At 64.8% G+C, this 17,576-nt stretch carries 15 protein-coding genes and 1 pseudogene; 11 read left to right on the forward strand and 5 right to left on the reverse strand.

Annotation, left to right across the window (positions count from 1 at the left end):
• The first annotated feature begins 139 nt into the window (after positions 1–139).
• The 4 genes from ACFOKF_RS14055 to ACFOKF_RS14070 all read left to right on the forward strand — a co-directional run bounded on the left by ACFOKF_RS14055 (position 140) and on the right by ACFOKF_RS14070 (position 3,282).
• Positions 140–391 carry a hypothetical protein gene (locus ACFOKF_RS14055; protein WP_380796373.1) on the forward strand — a complete coding sequence of 84 codons (252 nt, stop codon included), beginning with the start codon at positions 140–142 and terminating at the stop codon, positions 389–391.
• A gap of 401 nt (positions 392–792) precedes the next feature.
• Entirely contained in the window at positions 793–1,683 is an 891-nt protein-coding gene (locus ACFOKF_RS14060; RefSeq protein WP_380796374.1) for a DMT family transporter, read from the forward strand.
• Positions 1,684–1,784: 101 nt separating this feature from the next.
• A complete protein-coding gene (locus ACFOKF_RS14065) occupies positions 1,785–2,054 on the forward strand; it encodes a hypothetical protein (protein WP_380796376.1) in 270 nt (89 codons plus the stop codon).
• Positions 2,055–2,337: 283 nt separating this feature from the next.
• Complete coding sequence (locus ACFOKF_RS14070) at positions 2,338–3,282, forward strand: cupin-like domain-containing protein (protein ID WP_380796378.1); 945 nt, start codon at positions 2,338–2,340, stop codon at positions 3,280–3,282.
• Positions 3,283–3,446: 164 nt separating this feature from the next.
• Here the strand turns inward: ACFOKF_RS14070 and ACFOKF_RS14075 are convergent.
• Positions 3,447–3,766, reverse strand: a pseudogene (locus ACFOKF_RS14075) (chorismate mutase).
• A gap of 63 nt (positions 3,767–3,829) precedes the next feature.
• Here ACFOKF_RS14075 and ACFOKF_RS14080 point away from each other — a divergent pair.
• The 7 genes from ACFOKF_RS14080 to ACFOKF_RS14110 all read left to right on the forward strand — a co-directional run bounded on the left by ACFOKF_RS14080 (position 3,830) and on the right by ACFOKF_RS14110 (position 12,769).
• Positions 3,830–4,858 (forward strand): polyprenyl synthetase family protein, encoded by a 1,029-nt coding sequence (locus tag ACFOKF_RS14080; protein WP_380796380.1) that lies wholly within the window; start codon positions 3,830–3,832, stop codon positions 4,856–4,858.
• Positions 4,859–4,990: 132 nt separating this feature from the next.
• Positions 4,991–5,770: a TSUP family transporter gene (locus tag ACFOKF_RS14085; protein WP_380796382.1), complete on the forward strand. Its 780-nt coding sequence runs from the start codon at positions 4,991–4,993 to the stop codon at positions 5,768–5,770.
• Positions 5,771–6,099: 329 nt separating this feature from the next.
• On the forward strand, positions 6,100–8,628 hold the full coding sequence (hrpB, locus tag ACFOKF_RS14090; RefSeq protein ID WP_380796383.1) for an ATP-dependent helicase HrpB: 2,529 nt from the start codon (positions 6,100–6,102) through the stop codon (positions 8,626–8,628).
• Between the two features lie 55 nt (positions 8,629–8,683).
• Complete coding sequence (locus tag ACFOKF_RS14095) at positions 8,684–8,962, forward strand: ETC complex I subunit (RefSeq protein WP_380796385.1); 279 nt, start codon at positions 8,684–8,686, stop codon at positions 8,960–8,962.
• Positions 8,963–9,082: 120 nt separating this feature from the next.
• The gene (locus tag ACFOKF_RS14100) at positions 9,083–9,325 is read left to right on the forward strand and encodes an acyl carrier protein (protein WP_298397959.1); all 243 of its coding nucleotides are present in this window, start codon (positions 9,083–9,085) and stop codon (positions 9,323–9,325) included.
• Positions 9,326–9,432: 107 nt separating this feature from the next.
• A complete protein-coding gene (gene spt / locus ACFOKF_RS14105) occupies positions 9,433–10,665 on the forward strand; it encodes a serine palmitoyltransferase (RefSeq protein ID WP_380796386.1) in 1,233 nt (410 codons plus the stop codon).
• A 148-nt stretch (positions 10,666–10,813) separates the two neighbouring features.
• Complete coding sequence (locus ACFOKF_RS14110) at positions 10,814–12,769, forward strand: ATP-binding protein (RefSeq protein ID WP_380797811.1); 1,956 nt, start codon at positions 10,814–10,816, stop codon at positions 12,767–12,769.
• Here ACFOKF_RS14110 and ACFOKF_RS14115 read toward each other — a convergent pair.
• The 4 genes from ACFOKF_RS14115 to gcvPA all read right to left on the reverse strand — a co-directional run bounded on the left by ACFOKF_RS14115 (position 12,726) and on the right by gcvPA (position 17,437).
• Positions 12,726–13,649 (reverse strand): hypothetical protein, encoded by a 924-nt coding sequence (locus tag ACFOKF_RS14115; protein WP_380796387.1) that lies wholly within the window; start codon positions 13,647–13,649, stop codon positions 12,726–12,728. The two genes, ACFOKF_RS14110 and ACFOKF_RS14115, sit on opposite strands and share 44 nt — an antisense overlap.
• Before the next feature lie 102 nt (positions 13,650–13,751).
• Positions 13,752–14,396, reverse strand: a complete 645-nt coding sequence (locus tag ACFOKF_RS14120; protein ID WP_380796388.1) for a DUF938 domain-containing protein — start codon at positions 14,394–14,396, stop codon at positions 13,752–13,754.
• Positions 14,393–15,964 (reverse strand): aminomethyl-transferring glycine dehydrogenase subunit GcvPB, encoded by a 1,572-nt coding sequence (gene gcvPB, locus ACFOKF_RS14125; RefSeq protein WP_380796389.1) that lies wholly within the window; start codon positions 15,962–15,964, stop codon positions 14,393–14,395. Before gcvPB ends, ACFOKF_RS14120 begins: the two co-directional genes overlap by 4 nt.
• 114 nt (positions 15,965–16,078) lie before the next feature.
• The gene (gcvPA, locus tag ACFOKF_RS14130) at positions 16,079–17,437 is read right to left on the reverse strand and encodes an aminomethyl-transferring glycine dehydrogenase subunit GcvPA (protein ID WP_380796390.1); all 1,359 of its coding nucleotides are present in this window, start codon (positions 17,435–17,437) and stop codon (positions 16,079–16,081) included.
• Positions 17,438–17,576: the final 139 nt, after the last annotated feature.

Consider the following 17,576-nt stretch of genomic DNA (forward strand, 5'->3'; position numbering starts at 1 on the left):
TTAATGCAGAATAATATCTTCATCACATGATTGATTTCGACCGGATTTTCTTCATTCGCCGATATGTTGACGATTGCCCGCGAATCGGGCAAATTCCCTTGCGGCAGTCGAGAAACATCGGCGCCAGGAGAGGATGCCTATGAACCGAATTCGCGCGAATTCCGGGAAGCTTTTTCATGAGCTTTTAGTGCGGTGTCTGGCTGAACAACATCAGCCCACCGCCGAAGAAATTGACCTGATCGCCGGCAAGATCTGGCATGAGAGTCATGGCGCCAGGACCGGCCAGCCCTGGCCCGACGTGGCGCGCGGCAGCGACACGCACCGGCAGATGACGGAAGCGGCGATGATGGCGCTCAATCCGCCCGCGCTGAGCGCCGCATCCTTGCGATAGAAGGGCGCGGACACTTTTCAAACGATCTGCCGAGAGCGCGGCTTTGGCACGTCGCTCCTTGATCTGACGGGTTCGCGTCAAGCGGCATCCCCGCAGGGCTGTCGGGACGTCAGCATGCGAGAATTGCGGGCGGCGGGGGCGACATCACGAAAATGCTCCAATGCAGCGCCATGCCCCCTCATCCAACTGCGCCTAAGCCCTTCGGGCTAAGGCTTCATATCCTTCTCCCACCAGGGGAGAAGGAACGGCAATAAATGCTCGCTTACCGTCATGCCGAACCTGTTGCGCAGGGCGATGATCGGACGGATCGCGCAAACGGGATGGGCCGGCCGTAACGGGCGGCCGCCCTTCTCCCTTCCGCCGCCTCGACAGGACCGCGCCATTGGGCCAAAGGCGGCGGCATGTTTGCCATTATTGCCCCCATCCTCTTCATCCTGATCTGGTCCACCGGCTTCATCGTCGCGCGGGCGATGGTGCCGCATGGCGCGCCGGAGCTGATCCTGGCGCTGCGGTTGACGGCGACGACGTTGCTGCTGGCCGGGGCTGCGCTCTATGCGCAGCAGGGCTGGCCAAGGGGCAAAAGGCTGGGGCTGCACCTGATGGCCGGGGCGATGCTGCATGGCTTTTATCTGACGCTAAGCTGGTGGGCGGTGAATAACGGGATGCCGGCCGGGATCATGTCGCTGCTGGGATCCCTGCAACCGCTGATGGTGGCGGTGGCGAGCGTGGCGTTGCTGGGCGACCGGCTGCCGGGGCGAGCCTGGGGGGGCCTCGCTATCGCGATATTCGGCGTGGGCTGTGTACTGGCCCCGGCGCTGGAGCGCAGCGGCGCGGGCGGGATCGGGATGTTGCCGGCGGTCGCGGGCATGCTCGCGGTGCTGGGCATGGCGGGCGGCACGCTGATCCAGCGTGGCACAATCGCGGGGGACGGCATCGCGGTGTCGGGCGCGGTGCAGAATGCCGGTGGCGCGCTGGTGGCGATCGCCGCGACGCTGCTGGTCGGGGAGTATCGCTGGGACGGGGCGCCGATCCTGTGGATCGGGCTCGGCTGGTCGGTGCTGGGCCTGTCGGCGGCGGGGCTGAGCCTGCTGGTCTGGCTGGTGCGGCATCAGGGCGCGACGCGCATGTCGATGCTGTTGCTGCTGGTGCCGCCGCTCGCCGCGATCGAGGCGTGGATATTGTTCGGCGAGCGGCTGGGGCCGGTGCAACTGGTCGGCTTTGCGCTGGCGCTGGGCGGCGTGCTGCTGGGGCGCTCGCAGGGGAAGAAGGTGGAGGTTGTGGAGCCGGCTTAGGGCGGGGCTTGGATGGGCGCGAATGGGCCGGTTGTTGCCGTTTTAAGATGCCTTTGGGTTTCCCGGTTGCGAACATTCATTCCCCAAGGCAGCATGTTGTGATGCGCATCACGCCCGCTATCATTGCAGAATTGCCGCTGGCCGATATTGCTGCTGTCGTCTTTTATAAGCGGGATGAGGTCACGACTGACCTGATCTACTGCGATGTCGAAATAGCCGGCAGCGTTTGGACATTCCATGAGGAAGCGAAAGGCTGGGCGGAGCTGATCGAGCATCTCTCGGCGCTGCCCGGTTTCCGTGCGGATTGGTATGAAGCCGTGGTTAGCCCGGCTTTTGCGGCAAGCGAAACGGTCGCGTTCGATAGGCGCTGACGACTAAAGGCGGACAGCTTTAGCCCCTCCCCTTCAGGGGAGGGGTTGGGGTGGGGGCTATCCTCTGGCGCTGCGCGTGGGGCGATCCCCACCCCCGTCCCCTTCCCTAAAGGGGAGGGGCTAAGAAGAGCAGACCGTCCCCTTCCCGCCCCGGCCGGACATATTATTAGCGCGGGAAGAGCGCGCTTCATTTCCCTACCAGAACGGATTGGTCAGCGGCTTCACGTCATCCCATTGTCATCTTCTGCAACATCGCTGTCATGATCGCAGCGTAACTGGCGACATGAGCAAGCGCCCGCCTTCCCTCTCCGCCCAGGCCGCCGACATGGCGATGCAGATGGCCTTGCGGCAGATCGACTTTACCGCGCCGCCGCGCGTGGCCGTGCCAGCGCCGAAGCCGCAAAATACGGAAGACACTCTGGCGCTGAAGCGGCGGGACTGGTTGCTCGATGTGCAGGAGTGTCAGCGGGCCTTGTCGCCCTATGCGTCGGGCCTGCTGACGGCGGAGCAGCTTTCGGGCGAGGATTTCCTGCACAGCTTCTATGCCGCCGGGCGGCCCGTGCTGATCAAGGGGATGATGACGGACTGGCCGGCGCTGACGCGCTGGACGCCTGACTATCTGGCCGAGACGATCGGCGAAGCGGTGATCGAATATCAGGGCGGCCGCGCCGGGGCGCAGGATTATGAGCTGAAGAAGGAGAAGCATCGCAAGCGGGCGCCCTTCCGCCAGTTTATCGCGGCGGTGCGGGCGGGTGGCAATGACGCCTATCTGACCGCGTCGAACAGCGCGACCAATGCGCCGGCGCTGGCGCCGTTGCAGGCTGATCTGGGGCCTATCGACGCCTATCTGACGCGCGCGCCGGGGATGTTGTGGATCGGCGGGGCGGGCGCCTTTACGCCGTTGCATTTTGACCTGACCAACAATTTGCTGGCGCAGGTGACGGGAACCAAGCGGGTGATCCTGATCCCGCCGTCACAGACGAAGCGGCTGGCGCATAAGAGCCATGTGTTCAGCGACGTGCGCGACGTAACCGATGAGGCGCGGCTGAAACTCTATCCGCAGGCGCGCGACGTGCTGCGCTATGACGTAGTGCTGACGCCGGGCGACCTGCTGTTCATCCCGATCGGCTGGTGGCATCAGGTGCGGTCGGAGAGTTTTTCGACCATGCTGACCTATACGGGGTTCCATTGGCCCAATATGGGCCATGAGGGGTATCCGGCGGGGTAGGCGCAGCCGACATTCCGCTCAGGCGGGCCTGCAAAGCGCGCTTTTCTGCGTTCCGGTGCTCACGTACTTTAAGTACGCTGCGCTCCGGTACTCGAAAATCACACTTTTCGGCTCCACCTGAACGAAATCTCGGCTGCGCCTAACAGACGGTCGAGATCGCGTCCTTAACCCTCGCGCAGGCGTTCGTGGTGGCGGATCACTTCGTCGATGATGAAGCGCAGGAATTTTTCGGTGAAGTCGGGATCCAGCTTCGCGTCGAGCGCGAGTTGGCGCAGGCGGGCGATCTGGCGTTCCTCGCGGCCGGAGTCGGCCGGGGCAGATCGTGAGTCGCCTTATGCTCGCCCACGGCCTGGGTGATCTTGAACCGTTCGGCCAGCATGAACACCAGCGCCGCGTCGATATTGTCGATGCTTTCGCGATAGCGGTTCAATGTCTCGTCCACTTGGATGGTCTCCGGTTCCAGATGGCGCGCTTTTTGCCGCATCCGGGCCGGCGCGCAAGCTATTCCCGCTTGCCTTTCACATTTTGCAGCGCCACATGACGCGCCATGACAGCAGTTGCCCCCGATAATGTCGATCCCATCGGTAGCGCCAAGGCGGAGCCATCGCTGACGCCCATCCTGAACCTGGTCGCCGATGGCATGGGTCAGGTCAATGCCGTCATCATCGACCGGATGCAGTCGCGCATTCCACTGATCCCCGAACTGGCCGGCCATCTGATCGCGGGCGGCGGCAAGCGGCTGCGCCCGATGCTAACCTTGGCCTGTGCCGATCTGGTCGGCTATGCGGGCGACCGCCATTACAAGCTGGCCGCCGCGGTGGAGTTCATCCACACCGCCACCCTGCTGCACGACGATGTCGTCGACGGATCTGGCCTGCGCCGGGGCCGCAAGACCGCCAACATCATCTGGGGCAACAGCGCCAGCGTGCTGGTGGGCGACTTCCTCTTCTCGCGCTCCTTCGAGCTGATGGTCGAGGCGGAGTCGCTCAAGGTGCTGCACATCCTGTCCAACGCATCGGCGGTGATTGCGGAGGGCGAGGTCAATCAGCTGACCGCCCAGCGCAAGATCGACACCAGCGAAGAGCAATATCTGGACATTATCGGCGCCAAGACCGCCGCTTTGTTCGCCGCCGCCTGCCGCATTTCCGCCGTGGTCGCCGACCGCAGCGAGGAAGACGAGCAGGCGCTGGACATTTATGGCCGCAACCTGGGCATCGCATTCCAGCTGATCGACGACGCGATCGATTATGAATCGGACGGCGCGACGATGGGCAAGGATGCGGGCGACGACTTCCGCGACGGCAAGGTGACGTTGCCGGTGATCCTGGCCTATGCGCGCGGGTCCGACGAGGACAAGGCGTTCTGGAAAGCCGCGATTGCAGGCCACAAGATCAGCGACGATGATCTGGCCCATGCCACCGGCCTGCTGCGCCAGACCGGCGCGATCGCCGACACCATGGCGCGGGCGCGTCATTATGGCCAACAGGCGATCGATGCGCTGGCGATGTTCGATGCCGGCGCGGCCAAAGCGGCCCTTACCGAAGCGGTCGAGTTCGCTATAGCGCGCGCCTATTGAGGAGACGGGCGGCATCGTTCGTTTCTTGTCTCCGTTCGGGCTGAGCCTGTCGAAGCCCTGCACTTCTCCAAAATAAAAACGGCCCTTCGACAAGCTCAGGGCGAACGGGAATTTATCTAGGCCCGTCACACAATGATCCTGTCCCCCGAAATCATCGCTTTCCTTATGGCCGCGGCCTTCATGGCCGGGTGCGTCGATGCGATGGCGGGCGGCGGGGGCCTGATCGCCCTGCCCGCGCTGCTGGCGGCGGGGGTGCCGCCGGTGCCGGCGGTGGCGACCAACAAGCTGCAAAGCTGCATGGGCACGTTCGGCGCATGCATCGCCTATGCGCGGCGCGGGCATATGGATTTGAAGACGTTCAAGGCGCCAATCGCCGCCGCCTTCATCGGATCGGTCGGCGGGGCATGGCTGTTGCAGCGGGTCGATCCGTCGATCCTGGCGGGGCTGATGCCCGCGCTGCTGGTCGCGATGGCGGCCTATTTCACCTTCTCCCCCAAGCTGAGCGACGCGGATCGCCACGCGCGCATCGGCATGGCGGGCATGTCCGGCCTGATCGGCGTGGTGGGATTTTATGACGGCTTTTTCGGGCCGGGCGCGGGCGCTTTCTACACCACCATCTTTCTGGCGCTGGGCGGCCTTTCCATCCTGCGCGCCACGGCCCAGACCAAGGCGGCCAATTTCGCCAGCAATGTCGCGGGCCTGCTGACGATGATCGCAGGCGGGCATGTGATCTGGATCGCAGGGCTGGCGATGGCGGTGGGCAGCATCACCGGCGGACAGGTCGGATCGCATCTGGCGATGCGCTTTGGATCGCGCCTGATCAAGCCGCTGCTGATCATCATGTCGCTGGCGCTGACGACCAAGATGCTGCTGGACCCGAAGAACCCGATCCACATCTATCTGTTCGGATAAGCGGGTTGCGGGTCGCGCATGATGCGACTGCCACCATTTCCTACGAAGTTCACAGTGTCGTCGGCCATTTTCGGGTTTTTGCGACAGAAAGGCGACAGCGACGCGCCGGTAACGCGACAGGTGCGCGACAGATAGGCGACAGGTTGAAGACAGCGGCGCGGCAGGTGCGCGCCAAGGAGCGGAACGCTGTGAAGCGAGGGAAAGGTGCGGCATCGCCGAAGACAGAGCAAAGGCCGGGTGGATAGGACAGGCACAAGCGACGCCGGCAAGCGCATTCCCCGGCCTCCACCGCCTTGCGCTTCGATCCGATTGGCGCGAGAGGAAGCGCGATGACCGACCTGCCGATATATGCCGTGCTGCCCGACCTGCTTGCCGCGTTGCGGGCGGGGAGCAATGCCGTGCTGGTGGCGCCGCCGGGCGCGGGCAAGACGACGGCGGTGGCCCCTGCCCTGCTGGATGAGCCATGGTGCGGGGGTCAGGTGCTGCTGCTGTCGCCGCGCAGGCTGGCGGCGCGGGCGGCGGCGGAGCGGATCGCCGAGATGATGGGCGAGCAGCCGGGCGGCACGGTCGGCTATGCGACGCGCATGGACAGCAAGATTTCGGCGCGGACGCGGCTGCTGGTGCTGACCGAAGGCATTTTCGTGCGGCGGATACAGGATGACCCGGAACTGGCGGGCGTGTCGGCCGTGCTATTCGACGAAGTGCATGAACGCAGTCTGGACAGCGATTTCGGGCTGGCATTGGCGCTGGATGCGCAGGAGGCGTTGCGGCCGGATCTTCGGATCGTGCCGATGTCCGCGACTTTGGACGGGGCGCGCTTTGCCACGCTGCTTAATGGCGCGCCGGTGATCGAGAGCGCGGGGCGCATCCAGCCGCTGGAATTGCGCCATATCGGTCGTGCATCAGAAAAAAAGATCGAGGATGAGATGGCGGCGGCGATCCGCCGGGCGCTGAGCGAGGAAGCGGAGGGCGACCTGCTCGCCTTCCTGCCGGGCGTGCGGGAGATTGAGCGGACGGCGGAGCGGATTGAGGGTGGGCCGATCGAAGTGCATATGTTGCACGGGTCGCTAGACCCCGGCGCGCAGCGGGCGGCGATCCGGCCTTCGCGCGAGGGGCGGCGCAAGGTCATCCTCGCCACATCGATCGCGGAAACCAGCCTGACCATTGATGGCGTGCGGATCGTGGTGGATAGCGGCCTGGCGCGGCGGCCGCGATATGACCGGGCAGCCGGCGTGACGCGGCTGGTGACGGAGCGGGCCAGTCAGGCGTCGGCGACCCAACGCGCAGGGCGTGCGGCGCGGCAGCGGCCGGGCGTCGCCTATCGATTGTGGGAAGCCGCCGCGAGCGCGGGGATGCCGCCGTTCGACCCGCCGGAGATATTGGAAAGCGACCTCAGCAGCCTGCTGCTCGATTGCGCCCTGTGGGGGGTAAGCGATCCGGGCGCGCTGCGCTGGCTGGATGCGCCGCCGGCGGCGGCGGTCGAGGAAGCGCGGGGGCGGCTGACCGTGCTGGAGGCGCTGGACGCGGATGGACGGATTACGCCGCATGGGAAAACGCTGGCGAAGCTGCCGCTGTCCCCGCGGATCGCCCATATGCTGGTGCGCGCGGGGGAGATGGGACTGGCCGAAGTGGCGGCCGAGGTCGCGGTGCTGCTGGGCGAGCGCGGGATTGGCGGGCAGGATACCGACCTGACATTGCGGCGGCAGCGCTGGCGGCGGGAAAGCGGCAAGCGGGCGGATGCGGCAAGGGGATTGGCGAAACGGTGGGCGACTTTAATTAAGCCCCTCCCTCCCAGGGAGGGGTTGGGGGTGGGTGCCTCCGCAGGAGGCTCGCTACGCTCGCCACCCACCCCCGGCCCCTCCCTGGAAGGGAGGGGAGAAAATAGTGTCGGCATCTGCCTTGCCCTCGCCTTTCCTGATCGGGTGGCGAAACGCCGTTCCGCCGATGGCGCGGACTGGGCGAGTGTGGGCGGGCGCGGTTTTCGGCTTGATCCGTTGTCGCCGCTGGCGCGCGAGCAATGGCTGGCGGTGGGCGAGGTGCAGGGCAGCGCGGCGGGCGCGCGCATCTTGTCCGCTGCGCCGATTGACGAGAGCGATGTGATCGCCCTGTTCGGGGCGCGGATCGCGGAACATCGCACGGTGAAGTTCCGGCCGGCCAATGGCGGGATCGAGGCGTTGCGCGAACGACGGCTGGGCGCGGTGCGGCTATCCTCCGGGTCCGACGACCGGCCCGATCCCGATGCCGTTGCCGCCGCGCTGACCGAAGGCGTGCGACAGGGCGGCCTGTCGCTGCTGCCATGGTCGGACGCGGCGCAATCGCTGCGGATGCGGGGCGAATTTGCCGGGCTGGAGGCGCTGTCCGACGCGGCGCTGATCGGGACGCTGGACGAATGGCTCCCCGTGCTGCTGACAGGCAAGCGCAAGCTGTCCGATATCGACCGATCGCAACTGTCGGGGGTGCTGGAAGGGATCATCGGATGGGACGGCAAGAGCCAGCTCGACCGGCTGGCCCCGCCCGATTTCCGGTCGCCCGCCGGCAGCCATCATGCGATCGACTATGCGGCTGAGGGCGGGCCGCGCGTGGAATTGCGGGTGCAGGCGCTGTTCGGCCTGTCGCAGCATCCAACCGTGGGCAATCAGCGCATTCCGCTGGTGCTGTCGCTGACCTCGCCGGCCGGGCGGCCGATCCAGACGACGCGCGATCTGCCGGGCTTCTGGGCCGGCAACTGGCGCGATGTGGCAAAGGAAATGCGCGGCCGCTATCCCCGCCATCCCTGGCCCGACGATCCGGCCAGCGCCAGCGCCACATTGCGCACCAAAAATGCCGATGCCCGAGGACATGGCGCCCGCAACTCTTGACTTGGCGGCGGCCATTGGTGCAACGCAAAAGGACGATTTTACGGAGTTCACCGCGATGAGCGCGCGCATTTACCAGATCCAGAAGAACGCCCTCCAGTCCGGCAAGGCGCTGACCCACAAATGGGTGCTGGAATATGCGCCTGCCGAAGCGAAAAAGGCCGATCCGCTGACTGGCTGGGCCGGTTCGGGCGACACACAGCAGCAGCTGAAGCTGAGCTTCCCGTCGCAGGAGGCCGCTGTTGCCTATGCGGAAAAGAAGGGCGTGGCCTACACCGTCATCACAACCCCGCCCAAGACCCTGAAATTGCAGGCTTACGCCGACAATTTCCGCTAAGCGGACCCCATATCCTTTCATATTCGGGCGCGATGCTGCCCGATTGACGCCTTATTCGCCTGCCAAAGGGCGAAGGGGAGCGGCAAAGGCCGCGCTATTGACGGAAAGATTTTCACGATAATGACGGATCGCACCGAAATTTTCGACAGCGTTGCGGCGCAGATCGAGCCCTTCAACAAGAAGGGCGTCGACCTCACCGAAGCCACCACCTTTGCCGGCGACCTGGAGTGGGACAGCCTGACGGTGATGGATTTCGTCGCGGCGATCGAGGATGAGTTCGACATCATCATCACCATGAACATGCAGGCCGAGATCGAAACCGTGGGCCAGCTGGTCGACGCGGTGGCGAAGCTGAAGGGCTGATCCGCTCTTCCTCCTTCCGTTCGGTTCGAGCTTGTCGAGAACCATGTGCTGATGGTTCTCGACAAGCTCGAACCGAACGGCGGTTTTGACTTGAACGGAATTTTTCTATGACCGACGCCGCCACCGCGACCGAAACGCGCGACCTCTTTTCCAAATTCGATCCGCTGATCAACGAGCGCGAGGCGCTGTTGGCGACGGGCGTGCGCGATCCCTATGCGATCGTGATGGATCAGGTGCTGTCGCCCACGCGCGCGATCATCAAGGGCAAGGAAACCATCCTGCTGGGCACCTATAATTATATGGGCATGACGTTCGACCCGGATGTCGTCGCGGCCGGCAAGAAGGCGCTGGACGAATTCGGCGCGGGCACCACCGGCAGCCGCGTCCTCAACGGCACCTATCAGGGCCACAAGGAAGTCGAGGACGCGCTCAAGGAATTTTACGGCACGTCGGGCGCCATGGTCTTTTCGACCGGCTATCAGGCGAATCTCGGCATCATCTCCACGCTGGCGGGCAAGGGCGACTATGTCGTGCTGGACGCGGACAGCCATGCATCCATCTATGACGGCTGCGCCATGGGCAATGCGGAGATCGTCCGGTTCCGCCACAACAGCGTCGAGGATTTGGACAAACGTCTGGGCCGCCTGCCCGCCGATGCGCTGAAACTGGTCGTGCTGGAAGGCGTCTATTCGATGCTGGGCGACGTTGCGCCGCTGCCCGAAATGGTCGCCGCCATCCGCAAGCACCCCAATTGCATGATCCTGTGCGATGAAGCGCATGGCATGGGCTTCTTCGGCCCCAATGGCCGGGGCGCCTATGAAGAACAGGGCGTGGAAGGCGAGATCGACTTCGTGGTCGGCACCTTCTCCAAGTCGGTCGGTACGGTCGGCGGCTTTTGCGTATCGAACCATCCCAAGTTCGAAATATTGCGCCTCGTATGCCGCCCCTATGTCTTCACCGCGTCGCTGCCGCCCAGCGTGGTTGCTACCGCCGCGACCAGCATCCGCAAGCTGATGCATGCCGGCGAGAAGCGCGCGCATCTCTGGAAGAACAGCCAGCGGCTGCACAAGGGTCTGTCCGATCTCGGTTTCAAGCTGGGCAGCGCAACGCCGCAGTCGGCGATCATCGCCGTCATCCTGACCGATCAGATGCAGGCCGTCGCCATGTGGCAGACGCTGCTGGAACTGGGCCTGTACGTCAATATGGCCCGCCCGCCAGCCACGCCGGCCGGCACCTTCCTGCTGCGCTGTTCGCTGTGCGCCGAGCATAGCGACGATCAGGTGACGCAGATCATCGGCATGTTCGAAGCGGCCGGCAAAGCGACTGGCGCGATAGATTAAAACGACAAAACGATCCATTGCCGCGATGAAGCGATTTTTTTAACGGAACTTTCTCTGTTCTGTGTTTCGCAGGCAATTTTGTTGGGCTATGCCAGCGTCAATGGCCGTGAGTGAGTTTCAAGACGATCGAAGCAAGGGCACGGGTGCGATGATATGGCGCACCCTGCCTCTGCTGCTGGCAATATTGCTGATCGGCTCACTTGGCGCCCTGCTTTATACAGCCAGCAATGCGTCCCGCGACCACCAACAGGCTCTGGCCGAGCAACAGCGCAGTTTTGAGATCATTGCCCTGGCGCGCGGGTTCGAAGCGCGGACGGCGCGGGCCGAAGTCACGCTGGCGCGCTATGTCATCAGCCTGGACCCGGACACGGGCCGCCTGTTTCAAGACCAATGGCGCGGGGCGGGCAGTCAGTTGAAGGCGCTGCACTACGCCACTCGCGCATCGGGCTGGCAACGCGGCAATGTTGATGCGCTGCAATATGCGTTCGAGCAGCGCGGCAAGACGCTCAGCGAGATCGGCCTGCGCACCACCTATGACCAGAAGATGGCGGCGCTCGCCCGTTTCCATCAGGCCGGCAAGAGCCAGGATCTGCGCCGGATCACGGCTTTGCTCGATCTGGTCATAAAGGCGGAAAATGACCGTTTGCGGGAACGCAGCCTGGCGGTGACGCTGGCCGGCGACCGCACCGAATGGGTCGGCAAGACGTCGCAGCTGGTGGGGCTGGCGATGCTGGTCAGCATCCTGTTCGCCGCCTGGTTCGCCAATGCCGCCTATGCCGACCGGCGCAAGGCGCGGCGCATGGCGGAACTGGAGGCGGAGCGCGCCGACCGGCTGGAGCAAGCGGTGCAAGCCCGCACGGCCGAGCTGTCCGACGCCTATGAACAGCTGAAAAACGAATCCGCCGAACGGGCGGCCGCCGAAGATAATCTGCGCCAGATGCAGAAAATGGATGCGGTAGGTCAGTTGACCGGCGGCATTGCGCATGATTTCAACAATATGCTGGCGGTCGTCGTCGGCGGGCTGGAATTGGCCAAGCGCAAGATGCGGCTGAAGCCCGAAGAGGCCGGGCGGCACCTGGACAATGCGATGGACGGCGCCAATCGCGCATCCGCCCTGACCCGCCGGCTGCTGGCCTTTGCCCGGTCCGAGCCGCTGCTGCCAAGCGCGGTTGACGCCGATGCGCTGCTGTCGGGCATGGCGGACCTGATCGACCGGACGATCGGCGACCAGATCACCGTGCAATTCACCCGGCAGGCGCAGGGATGGCGCATTTTCGTCGATCAGCATCAGATGGAGAATGCGATCCTGAACCTGTGCGTCAACGCGCGCGATGCGATGGACGGGCGCGGCCGGTTGATGCTGGCCACCGGACAGGCGCAGGTGAAGGCCGGCGAGATCGGCGAATGTGAAGCAGGCGACTATGTCGTGCTGAGCGTCACCGACGACGGGTGCGGCATGCCGCCGCAGGTGCTGGCGCGGGTGTTCGAGCCCTTTTTCACCACCAAGCCGGTCGGCAAGGGCACGGGACTGGGCCTGAGCCAGATTTTCGGCTTCGTGCGGCAGAGCGCGGGCGAAATCCGCATCGAGTCCGAGCCGGGCAAGGGCAGCAGCGTCTATCTGTACCTGCCGCGATCGACCGCGGCGATGGAAGGTCCGCCAGACGCCATCGCCTTTGCCCATAGCCCCGTGGAGCAGCCGCCCACGCGCATCCTGGTGGTGGAGGATGATCCGCGCGTTCTGAACCAGACGATGGCGGCGCTGAGCGAACTGGGCCATTTGCCGATCGCCTGCGACCATCCGGTCAAAGCAGCCAAGCTGCTGGCGCATAATGACGACATCGGCCTGATCCTGAGCGACGTGCTGATGCCCGACATGACCGGCCCGGAAATGGTGAAGGCATTGCCTGCGCAATATCGCCATCTGCCGGTGTTGTTCGTCACCGGCTATGCTGGCGACAATAAGGACAGCGCCGACTTCGAAGGCCATGTCGTGCTGCGCAAACCCTATACGCTGGCGGTGCTGGGGCGGGCGCTGGAAACGGCGCTGGGCGATCAGAATGCTACCGGATCGCGCCACCCCGGAACAGCCGCGGCAGCAGAGTGACCGCACCGAGCAGCGGCCAGCGCCGCTGCCAGGGCTTGATCGCGATCTGCGTGCCGGCATGGCGGTTGATCTTCCACGCCAGATAGTCGATGCCGCCGGCATAGGTGAAGCTGGCCTTGGCGAGGCGGATCACCGACAGCCGCTTGCCGCGCGATTGCAGACGGCGCCAGAGCGCGGGGGCGTCGGCAGGCGACATGGAATTTGCCACCTCACCCCCTGTCCCTACACCTCGACGCGCCGAAATCGCTGCAAGCGCCGCCCTGCCGAACTGCGCATAGCGATCGGGATCGACATCCACGATGGAAAGTGAGCGCCCCTTCTTTTCGGCTCGCAGTTCAGCATTGTAGGTCAGGGTGAAACCCGCCTTCCAAATATCCAAAAGACCGTGATCCGAGCCAGATGGCAACATCGGCAAGGTAAGATCAAGCAAGGTCGGCGCGGCCTGCGCTACGGCGGCAATAGCGCGCTGACGAGCAAGATCGTCGGCCGCCCAGAGAAGGCGCGAAGGCTGGGCGAAGCGCGCCCAGACCGAAACATTGTCGGCCGCCGGGCTGTTGAGCCGGGCAAAGTCGGCTTCGGACAGGACCGCATATTTGGCGATCAGGCCATTATGTTCGAAGGGAAAGACATTGGGCGGGATCAGACGGTTGGCGCGCGCCAGCCAGCCTTTGCCATAGGCGGCGCTGTAGTCCGACACGATCAGATAGAAATCGAGCATCAGCCCGTCGAGATTCTTTTCGCGAAGGCAGGAGCCGTAGAAGAGCACAGCGCGGGCGGCGGCGGGATATTTCGCCGCGAGCGCGCCTGCCATGGCGGCAGCGCGCGGATCGGCCGGGGCGGCAAGTTCGGCGGTGACGAGGGAGAGGAGTGTGTTGGGCATGGGACTGCTATATAGAGGTGCTCCTGCGAAAGCAGGAGCCCAGGGTCGAGCCGCGTGCCCTGACGCCCTAGGCTCCTGCTTTCGCAGGAGCACATTATTGTTTCAAGCCCGCCGTCGGAACATAAGCGACAGATTGTTGGCGGGCATTTCGATCCGCTGCTCAAACTCAAGCCCCTCCGCCCTTGCAGCGGCGACCACATCTTCCATCCGGCGCAGGCCCCAGCGGGGATCGCGGGCCTTCAGCGAAGCGTCAAAAGCCAGGTTGCTGGCCGCGGTTTCCACGCCGTCGCGGATATAGGGACCGTAGAGATAGAGGAGGCCGCCCGGCGGCAGCGTTTCCTCCGCCCCTTTGAGCAGGCCGAGCGTGGCTTCCCACGGGCTGATGTGGATCATGTTGATGCAGAGGATCGCGTCGGTATGGGCGATCGGCCAGTCGCCGCTGGCGTCCAGCTGGAGCGGCGGACGGAGATTGCGCAAGCTGGCTTCCGCGCGCCATGCGGCGATAGAAATAAGCGCGGCCTGATCGGGATCGGTCGGCTGCCAGTCCAGATCGGGAAATGAGACGGCAAAATGGACAGCATGTTCGCCGCTGCCGCTCGCCACTTCCAGAACGACACCGGAGGCTGGAAGGGCATCACGCAGGACCGCGACGATGGCGTCGCGGTTGCGCTCCGTCGCGGGGGCATGGCGCTTGCCCGCGACGGATGGGCCGGAACCCGGTTGCCAGGGTTCCGGCCTGTTCGTCATTCGGCGGCGACCGCCAACGCCGGGTCGGTCCAGGTGAGGACCGGCTTGCGCGCGGCCAGCGTCTCATCAAGGCGGCGGCGCGGGGCGTGATAGGGCGCGCCCTTCAAGGCTTCGTCACCGGCCTTCGCGCGTTCGGCGAGGCTGCGCAGCGCCATGATGAACTGGTCAAGCGCAGCCTTGCTTTCGGTTTCGGTCGGTTCGACCAGCATCGCGCCATGGACGACCAGCGGGAAGTACATGGTCATCGGGTGGAAGCCTTCGTCGATCAGCCCCTTGGCGATGTCGAGCGTGGTGAAGCCGTCGGCGAGGCCCTTATCGCTGAACAGCGCCTCATGCATGCACGGACCAGCCGCACCGAAGGGCGCGTCAAGCACATCGTCCAGGCTGCGCAGGATATAATTGGCGTTGAGCACCGCATCGCTGGCGACCTGACGCAGGCCGTCGGCGCCGTGGCTGAGGATATAGGTCAGCGCGCGGGTGAACATGCCCATCTGACCATGGAAGGCGACCATGCGGCCGAAGGTCTGGGCGTGGTGATCCTCCGCCGTTTCTTCCTCGACCAGCACGAATTTACCGTCCTGCTTTTCCACGAAGGGCAGCGGGGCGAAGGGCGTCAATGCTTCGGACAGCACGACCGGGCCGGAACCGGGGCCACCGCCGCCATGGGGCGTCGAGAAGGTCTTGTGCAGGTTGATGTGCATCGCATCGACGCCGAGGTCGCCGGGGCGGACCCGGCCGACGATGGCGTTGAAGTTCGCGCCGTCGCAATAGACGAAGGCCCCGGCGGCATGGACCGCATCAGAGATGATCTTCATGTCGCGTTCGAACAGGCCGCAGGTGTTGGGATTGGTGATCATCACCGCCGCAACATCGGGGCCGAGACGTGCCTTCAATGCTTCCAGATCGACGCGGCCGTCCGGGGTTGCCGGAATATCCTCGACCTTGTAACCGCAGAAGGCGGCCGTCGCCGGGTTGGTGCCATGGGCGCTTTCGGGGACCAGGATCACGCTGCGCGCGTCGCCACGGGCTTCGAGCGCGGCGCGGATCGCCAGCAGGCCGCAGAGTTCGCCATGGGCGCCCGCCTTGGGCGACATCGCGACCGAGTGCATGCCGGTCAGCGTCACCAGCCATGCGGCCAGTTCATGGATGACGGCCAGCGCGCCCTGCACCGTCGATTGCGGCTGGAGCGGGTGGATGTCGGCGAAACCGGGCATCCGCGCGACCTTTTCATTGAGGCGCGGGTTATGCTTCATGGTGCAGCTGCCCAGCGGGAACAGGCCAAGGTCGATGGCGTAGTTCTGACGCGACAGGCGGGTGTAGTGACGCACCGTTTCCTGTTCCGACAGGCCGGGCAGACCGATGCCGTCGGTGCGGGCGAGACCACCGAGGCGGCTTTCGACCTTGGGCGGGTCGGCGAAATCGACGCCGGTGGTGTCGGTGGAGCCGATTTCGAAGATCAGCTTTTCTTCCAGCATCAGCGCGCGATTGCCGGTGGCGGTTGCGGGGGCCATATGGGCTTCCTCGACGGCTTGCGGAGTGGTCGGGCGACCTTCCTTCAACATGGTCATCTTACAGCCCTCCTTCCAAAACCGTTCGGGCTGAGCTTGTCGAAGCCCTGCTCTTTTCTTCAAAGAAAGTACGGCCCTTCGACAGGCTCAGGGCGAACGGGATGAGAGGGCAGTTCATGCCAGTTCCTCCTCAAGCGCGGCGGCAAGGGTTTCGATGTCCTCCGGCGTGACGGTTTCGGTTACGGCGACGACGAGGCCGTTGCCGATCGCCGGCGCGTCCGGGAACAGGCGGCCGAGCGAGACGCCAGCGAGAATGCCCTTGTCAGCGAGGGTGCGGACGACTTCGCGCGCATCCTTGGTCAGGATCAGCGTGAATTCGTTGAAGAAGCTGTCGTTCAGCAGCGTGACGCCAGGCACCTTGGCCAGACGCTCAGCGGCCTGTACGGCGAGGCCGTGGTTCAGGCTGGCGAGGTCGCGCAGGCCCTTTTCGCCCAGCAGGGTCATGTGGATGCTGAAGGCCAGCGCACACAGGCCCGAATTGGTGCAGATGTTCGACGTCGCCTTCTCACGGCGGATATGCTGCTCGCGGGTGGAAAGGGTCAGCACGAAGCCGCGCTTGCCCGCCGCGTCGACGGTTTCGCCGCACAGGCGACCGGGCATCTGGCGGACATATTTCTGCTTGCAGCCGAACAGCCCCAGATAAGGACCGCCGAACTGGAGGCCGACGCCGATCGACTGGCCTTCGCCCACGACGATGTCCGCGCCCATATGGCCCGGCGCCTTGATCGCGCCCAGCGCGACCGGCTCGGTGACGACCGCGACCAGCAGCGCGCCCGCGGCATGGGCAGCGTCGGCCAGCGGGGTCAGGTCTGCGATGCGGCCGAGAATGTCCGGGTACTGGACAACGACGCAGCTCGTATCTTTGTCGATGCTGGCGATCAGCGCGTCGATGTCGGTCGCGGCGTCCAGCGTGGGCGCTTCATGCACCAGCGCGTCGCCGGTGAACTTCGCCATGGTGTTGGCGACCGAAACATAATGAGGGTGCAGGCCGGAAGACAGGATCGCCTTGCCGCGCTTGGTGATGCGGCGGGCCATGCCGATCGCTTCCCAGCAGGCGGTCGAGCCGTCATACATGGAGGCGTTGGCGACATCGACGCCGAGCAGGCGGGCGACCTGGGTCTGGAATTCGAACAGCACCTGCAACGTGCCCTGCGCGATTTCCGGCTGATAGGGCGTGTAGGCGGTCAGGAACTCGCCGCGCTGGATCAGATGATCGACGCTGGCGGGCACATGATGCTTGTAGGCGCCGGCGCCCAGGAAGAAAGGCGCCTCCCCCGCCGACAGATTCTTGCGCGCGAGGGCTCCCATATGGCGTTCGACCGCCAGTTCGCTGGCATGATCGGCCAAGCCGGCGATCTTGTCGGTCAGGCGGGCTTCGACGGGAACGTCGATGAACAGGTCATCGATGCTCGACGCGCCGATGACGGACAGCATATCCTGCCGGTCGGTGTCGGTAAGGGGTAGGTAGCGCATGTCACATGTCTCCCCCCTCCCTACTTAGGGAGGGGATGGGGGTGGGTCGCGAGCGGAGCGAGCGCTGCTCCGTGCCTGGAGGGCGGAAGCGATTGCTGGCGCAATCGCACCCACCCCAACCCCTCCCTTGAAAGAGAGG

The organism is Sphingobium rhizovicinum, from assembly GCF_042647625.1.
GTDB classification, from domain to species: Bacteria; Pseudomonadota; Alphaproteobacteria; order Sphingomonadales; family Sphingomonadaceae; genus Sphingobium; species Sphingobium rhizovicinum.

Bases quoted from the DNA above. Each gene is read 5' to 3' on its own strand.
- ACFOKF_RS14115 (WP_380796387.1), bottom strand. From the start codon at position 13,649: ATGCCCAACACACTCCTCTCCCTCGTCACCGCCGAACTTGCCGCCCCG.
- spt (WP_380796386.1), top strand. From the start codon at position 9,433: ATGACCGACGCCGCCACCGCGACCGAAACGCGCGACCTCTTTTCCAAA.
- gcvPB (WP_380796389.1), bottom strand. From the start codon at position 15,964: ATGACCATGTTGAAGGAAGGTCGCCCGACCACTCCGCAAGCCGTCGAG.
- ACFOKF_RS14095 (WP_380796385.1), top strand. From the start codon at position 8,684: ATGAGCGCGCGCATTTACCAGATCCAGAAGAACGCCCTCCAGTCCGGC.
- gcvPA (WP_380796390.1), bottom strand. From the start codon at position 17,437: ATGCGCTACCTACCCCTTACCGACACCGACCGGCAGGATATGCTGTCC.
- ACFOKF_RS14070 (WP_380796378.1), top strand. From the start codon at position 2,338: ATGAGCAAGCGCCCGCCTTCCCTCTCCGCCCAGGCCGCCGACATGGCG.
- ACFOKF_RS14110 (WP_380797811.1), top strand. From the start codon at position 10,814: ATGATATGGCGCACCCTGCCTCTGCTGCTGGCAATATTGCTGATCGGC.
- ACFOKF_RS14100 (WP_298397959.1), top strand. From the start codon at position 9,083: ATGACGGATCGCACCGAAATTTTCGACAGCGTTGCGGCGCAGATCGAG.
- ACFOKF_RS14080 (WP_380796380.1), top strand. From the start codon at position 3,830: ATGACAGCAGTTGCCCCCGATAATGTCGATCCCATCGGTAGCGCCAAG.
- hrpB (WP_380796383.1), top strand. From the start codon at position 6,100: ATGACCGACCTGCCGATATATGCCGTGCTGCCCGACCTGCTTGCCGCG.
- ACFOKF_RS14065 (WP_380796376.1), top strand. From the start codon at position 1,785: ATGCGCATCACGCCCGCTATCATTGCAGAATTGCCGCTGGCCGATATT.
- ACFOKF_RS14060 (WP_380796374.1), top strand. From the start codon at position 793: ATGTTTGCCATTATTGCCCCCATCCTCTTCATCCTGATCTGGTCCACC.
- ACFOKF_RS14085 (WP_380796382.1), top strand. From the start codon at position 4,991: ATGATCCTGTCCCCCGAAATCATCGCTTTCCTTATGGCCGCGGCCTTC.
- ACFOKF_RS14120 (WP_380796388.1), bottom strand. From the start codon at position 14,396: ATGACGAACAGGCCGGAACCCTGGCAACCGGGTTCCGGCCCATCCGTC.
- ACFOKF_RS14055 (WP_380796373.1), top strand. From the start codon at position 140: ATGAACCGAATTCGCGCGAATTCCGGGAAGCTTTTTCATGAGCTTTTA.